This is a genomic window from Streptomyces anatolicus, assembly GCF_019400875.1.
Classification (GTDB): Bacteria; Actinomycetota; Actinomycetes; order Streptomycetales; family Streptomycetaceae; genus Streptomyces; species Streptomyces anatolicus.
On the sequence record NZ_WMBF01000431.1, the window covers coordinates 1 to 5,458 of the forward strand.

Below are 5,458 nucleotides of genomic sequence, written 5' to 3' on the forward strand. Positions count from 1 at the left end.
CCCCAGGCACCCCAGACGCATCGGGCACCCCAGCCGCACCCGACACCGGCACCCCGGGCACGCCGAGCACCCCGGGCGCCCGCGGATAGACCGGTTCCACCCGGGCCTCGACCGCCGCCGCCCACGCCTGGCGCAGCTCCTGCTCGGGCTCGTCGGCCTGATGGCAGGCGAGCAGCAGCCGGGCAAGACGCAGACACACCGCGTCCCGGTCGGCGTCGTCGCCCGGTTCCCAGCCGGAGACCGCGAACAGGCCGGGCAGCAGCACGGGGAAGGGCCGCCGATAGGAAGGCGCCAGCTGACGCGCCAGCTCCATCAGGACGCCCACGAGATCGGTGGCGAGGTGACCGTCGGCGTCGGAGCCGCCCACCGAGAACGCGGTGGAACCGGCAGGCGCGATCCGGATGTGGGCGAGGGGAAGCCGGCCGCGGTAGTGCGCCGCCAGCTCCCGCAGCACCGCGCTGCGCCCCATGCCGTGACGCCCCGTCACCAGGACCACAGGCAGGTCGTGCTGGAACTCCCGTGCGGCGCGCGAGCGTTCGTCGAACTTGAGACCGGTCAGCCGCGGGACGAGCGCGCGCAGGAGAGGGTCCCTGCCGTACAGCGGCACGTCTTCCGCACTGTTCATCCGACTGGACCCCGCCTCCGTAGTGCCGCTCCTCGTCAACTGTGCTCGGGGTCACAGAACTTACCCTCAGCGCACGACCGGTGTCAGCCCGTTGATCAGGGCTGGGGGTAGATGGACAGCTCGACGTCCCCCGCGAGCGCCTCCGTGCCGCGCACCTCGCCGGGGTAGGCGAGACGGACCTTGCGCAACCGGTGCAGCGAGGCGAGCGAGGCGAGGTCGACCTCGGCCGCCTCCAGCAGATGGATCTCCTCGAGGCCGGGCAGGCGCAGGGCGATCCGGCGCAGCGGCACGGCGGCCCCCGCCCCCGCGTGCACGTTCAGCCGGGTGACGTGGGGGAGCTGCGTACGCGGCGCGAACAGCAGCATGCTCAGCTGCGCCGAGGTCAGCGTGAGCGTCCGCAGTCCGGGCAGCTTGCCGATGTCCGAGCCCCAGGAGTCCGGCGTCAGCCGCTCGCTCGCCTCCTGGAGGTGCAGTTCCGTGAGGCTCTCGCAGGCCGCGATATCCGAGAGGCGGGTGGCGGTCGGGGGCAGCGAGAGGACCTGGAGCCGCCCGGGGCACGGCAGGTCGGCGAGGCCGCGCCAGGGAACGTCCGCGCCGATCAGGAGCGTGTCGAGCCGTGCGCAGCCCGCCAGCTCGTGCAGCGGCTCGAAGCGGGGCAGGTCGCGCAGCGCGAGCCGGCGCAGCCGCGGGAGCCGGGTGAGCGGCGCCGGATCCTGGACGTTGCGGCAGCCGCGCAGCCCGACCGACTCCAGCTCGGGGTAGCCGGACAGGACGTCCAGGGAGTCCAGGGAGAGGATGTCGCGCAGCTGCAGCTCCCGCAGCCGCCTGCCGTCGAACGCCGAGCGGACGTCGTCCGGCGTGAAGTCGCCCCGCAGGCTGACGCGTTGGTAGCCGGACATGGTGCGCAGCGCGTCAAGCTCGGCGCGCGAACGCACGGTGACCATCTCCTCCGGCGCGATCTCCAGGAGCGGCCGGACGATCTCCTCCGCGTACACCTCGGGGTCGAAGCGGTCCCAGTGGTGCAGCAGCTGGGCGCGCACGGCGCTCTGGCCGGTGTGCAGGAACTGCCGAAGCCGGGGGATGGCGGCGTCCCCGCCGATCTGGCAGATGGCGTGTACGGTGGCCAGCTCCTCGTCGCCCGAGAGCGCGTCGGCGTCCGGCAGCAGGCCAAGGAGCAGCGGTCCCGTCTGCGCCAGGGCCCTGGCCTCGCGCAGACTGCGCGGCGGCACCATGCGCGCCGCCTGGCCCTCGATGGCCTCGCGCACCGCCGGGGCGACGCTGGTGGCCTGCTCCAGGGAGGCGAGCGCGAGCAGCCGCAGCCGGGCCTGGACGGCCGGGTCCCGCTCCCGCTCCCCGCGCTCGCGCAGCCGGGTGAGCAGTTCGCCCCGCTCGTGGTGGCGGGCCTGGGCGACGACCATCTGCACCACGTCCTCCCAGTGCTCCAGGTGCGCGTTGTTGACCAGCATGCCCATGTCGCGTTCCTCGAGCACCGCCTGGGCGCCGAGGAAGTCCTGGAAGGTGCGGTGGATGAAGTCGACGGCGCCCTGGGCGGGTTCGCGCAGCAGCCCGGAGCGCTCCAGGAGCAGCTGGAGCACGTCCTCCGCCTCGCCGATCTCCGCGAGGCGCTCCACCGACGGCATCAGGCGGCGTACGACACCGACGGCGTCCGCGCGGTCCAGCTGGGTCCGTTCATTGCGGATCAGCCAGTACGCGAGGCTCCGCAGCGGTTCGGTGGCCGACCGCTGGTCCAGCTGCGGGGCGCCGTCGCCACCGCCGTACACCTCGCGCTCCACATCGCGCCGCTCCAGGAGCATGGCGAGCGCGGCCTCGTAGAGCGAGGCACGCCCGCGCGGCAGGAAACCGCGGCGCTCCCGGTGCAGGGCGCAGATGAGCCCGCACATCAGCGGGTTGGTCGCGAGGCGGCTCAGCTCGGGCCTGCTGCGCAGTGCGAGCGTCAGCGACTCGCCGAGGCGGGCGGGCGCTCCCGCCGCCGCGTGCCAGCGCTCGATGAACCGGCGCATGTCGGCGGGCGGCATCGCGCTGAGCACGAACTCGTTAAAGCCCTCGTGCCGCAGCCAGCCCTGCTCCAGGGCGGAGGGGCGCGAGGTGAGGAGCCACAGGTTGCCGGGGAAGACCGCGAGGAGCTTCTTGAGCCACGCCTTGACGCGGCCGCGCTCACCCTTGGGGATCTCGTCCGCCCCGTCGATCAGCATCACCGCGCGGCCGTTCTGCAGCACGCGCGTGGCCCAGCCCTCCGGCTCGGTGCCCAGCAGCGGGCAGTCGATCCAGCGCAGGAAGTCCTGGGGCATCGGCAGTTCGGCGCCCTTGCGGGCCAGGGCGCGCAGCGGCAGTACGAAGGGCACGCGGCCCAGGAGCTGGGAGAGGGAGCCCGGCATCCGCTCCTGGCGGGCGGTGGTGAGGGCGAGCCACTGGACGAGCGTCGTCTTGCCGGTGCCCGCGACGCCGCGCAGCAGGACCCGGTCATGGGTGGCGAGGGTGGTCTCCACCGGCGCCGCCGCGCGCTCGGGCGACTCGCCGTCCGCCAGCGGGGCCGCCTCCGAGGGGCCGCTGCGGTAGGGGGTGGCCTCCAGGCTCAAGTAGGCGTCCTCCAGGGGCCATTCCTGCCCCGCGGGTTCCCGTAGGTCGACGCCGTGGATGGTGAGCTTGCCGTGGCACTGGACGACGTAACGCGCGTAATCCTCTTCGAACCGCGCGTCCTGCGCGGAGATGTCGGGAAGGCGTTCCAGGATCCGGTCCAGGCGCTCGCTCTGCTCGCGGACCTCACGGCTCTGCTCGACCTGGGTGCGCGCGGCGAACCCCGGCTGCTCGCTGAAGAACCGCACCACATGTACGCAGGCCGTCTCCAGGAGCCGGTCGTGGAAGCGGGCGGCGTCGTCGCTCAGGAGCCTGCGGGTCTCGGGGCCCGCCCGCCGCGATAGCTCGGCGGCCAGCTTCTCGGGGCCGAGCGCGAAGGCCTGGACGTCGTCCATGTCGAGATCGCCGAGCGCGTGCAGGGTGCGGGTCAGCGCAAGCCCCACCGCGTCCTTCTCGTCGGGACCGACCGGCGGGTCGTAGGGGCCCGCGGCCCGCACCGCGCGCCGCACCAGCTCGCGGGCGATCCGGTGCAGATCGTCCTCGGTGAGGGTGCGGTGCTCGCGGGAGAAGGCCATGAGCCGCCGGACCGGGATCGGCCGGTCCTGGTAGTGGGCGCCCGGCGCCTTGGCGGGCGGCAGGAGCAGCCGCTTGAGCAGCGGCGCGATCACCGCCGACGCGATACGCAGCCCTACCGTGCCCCCGTCCACGCACTCTCCCTCCGCCGCCACCGCCCCGCCGACGGGGCGGGGCCCCGACAAGCGTAGCCGCGCACCCCACCCGAACCACCGAAAACGCCTATATGTCACGCCAGTTGACCGGGCCGGGCCCGCGGCGGGGCGGGGTGGCCGCGACGGCTCGGCAGGGTTCCAAAGCACCGAGAAAAGCCGTCCTGGTCCGCTGCCCGGCGAGATGCGGGGCACACTCCCCCATAAGAGTGCCGATCACCGGGCGTGGCGGGCGTAGGGTGGCGCCGCGTAGAGATGGAGGCGCCGATGTCCACGCAGATCCGTCGTCTGACCATCACGGAGCTGGCGAGCTGCGACGCCTGCGCGGTGCTGCGTGTCACCGGCGAGCTGGACCAGAGCGGCGAGGCGCTCTTCCTGGGCACGCTCGGCGCGTACGTCGACTCGGGCCACCGGCACCTGGTCCTCGACGCCACCGCCCTGTCGTTCTGCGACTCGCGCGGGCTCAACTGCCTGCTGGCCATGCGGTGGCTGCTCGACCGCCGCGACGGCAGGCTCCTCCTGGCGGGGGCGGGGCGCCGGCTCACGGACTTGCTCGCGGCGACCGGCAGCGCCGAACTGCTGCCGAGCCACCGGACCGTCGCCCACGCCCTTGCCGAACTGCCGGAACCGCACCGGCCGGTCTGGCCGCCCACGCAGGACTGACCGGACGATCTGACCGGGCGCCGGGCGCCGGGCGCCGGGCGCCGGGCGCCGGGCGCCGGGCCCCGGGAGCCGGCCCTGCGCGGGGCCCAGAGTCGTCTCGGCCCCGCGCGGCGCTCAGGACTTCACGATGCGGCGGACGTTCTCGATGCTTCCGCACTCCTCCTTGAGCTGCTTGGCGCGCTCCCTGGTGAAGGCGGCGCCCAGCTCCTCACGGCGCTCCATCGCCACGTTCTCGCGGGCGCCGTTGAGGATCGTCCGCTCCTCCTCGTCGGCGTGGTGCGTCACCGCCTCGACCAGCTTCTCCAGCTTCTCGTCCCACTCGTCGGAGCCGACCTCGTCGACCTCCAGGAGCTCGAGAAGCGCCTTGTTGCCCTCCTCATGCTCCTCGACGCCGTGTTCGACCTCGTCGTTCTCGATGTCCCGGTAACGCTTGAGTGCGGGGTAGACCTCGGCCTCCTCGGCGAGGGCGTGCGCGATGAGCAAGTCCGCGAACTCCCGCAGGGCCGCGGCCCGCTCGCCCTCCACGCTGCGCATCTCGCGGAAGAGGTCCTCCATGCGCCGGTGGTCGTCGAGGATCAGCTCGACGACGTCCGTCGATGTGTCCGTGCTCGCCATGACAGTGCTCCTTCTCAACCGGTGGGTGGGGCTCGCTGCGATGAGTACCCCGTAACCGCCGGGTAGCGCGCTCCTTGTCACTCCTGCGGCCCACCTCCCCGGCCGGGGCCTAGGCCCTGTCGTCACATTCCCGTCTGCCCCGGGCGGACGACGGAAATGTGACGACAGGACCTACGCTTTCACCGTCACCGTCACCGTCACCGTCACCGCCGCCCGACCGCCCCCAACCCCCAGG

At 73.3% G+C, this 5,458-nt stretch carries 3 protein-coding genes and 1 pseudogene; 1 reads left to right on the plus strand and 3 read right to left on the minus strand.

The window, feature by feature from the left end:
- Positions 1-625: pseudogene (locus GKQ77_RS26725) on the minus strand (ATP-binding protein); the annotation flags it as partial.
- Positions 626-720: 95 nt separating this feature from the next.
- Positions 721-3,927, minus strand: coding sequence for an NACHT domain-containing protein (locus tag GKQ77_RS26730; RefSeq protein ID WP_219691494.1), 3,207 nt, complete (start codon positions 3,925-3,927; stop codon positions 721-723).
- A 285-nt stretch (positions 3,928-4,212) separates the two neighbouring features.
- On the opposite strand from GKQ77_RS26730, the gene GKQ77_RS26735 reads away from it, so the two are divergent.
- Positions 4,213-4,608 (plus strand): STAS domain-containing protein, encoded by a 396-nt coding sequence (locus GKQ77_RS26735; RefSeq protein ID WP_219691495.1) that lies wholly within the window; start codon positions 4,213-4,215, stop codon positions 4,606-4,608.
- Between the two features lie 114 nt (positions 4,609-4,722).
- Here the strand turns inward: GKQ77_RS26735 and GKQ77_RS26740 are convergent, their stop codons facing one another.
- The gene (locus tag GKQ77_RS26740) at positions 4,723-5,223 is read right to left on the minus strand and encodes a hemerythrin domain-containing protein (RefSeq protein WP_219691496.1); all 501 of its coding nucleotides are present in this window, start codon (positions 5,221-5,223) and stop codon (positions 4,723-4,725) included.
- Positions 5,224-5,458: the final 235 nt, after the last annotated feature.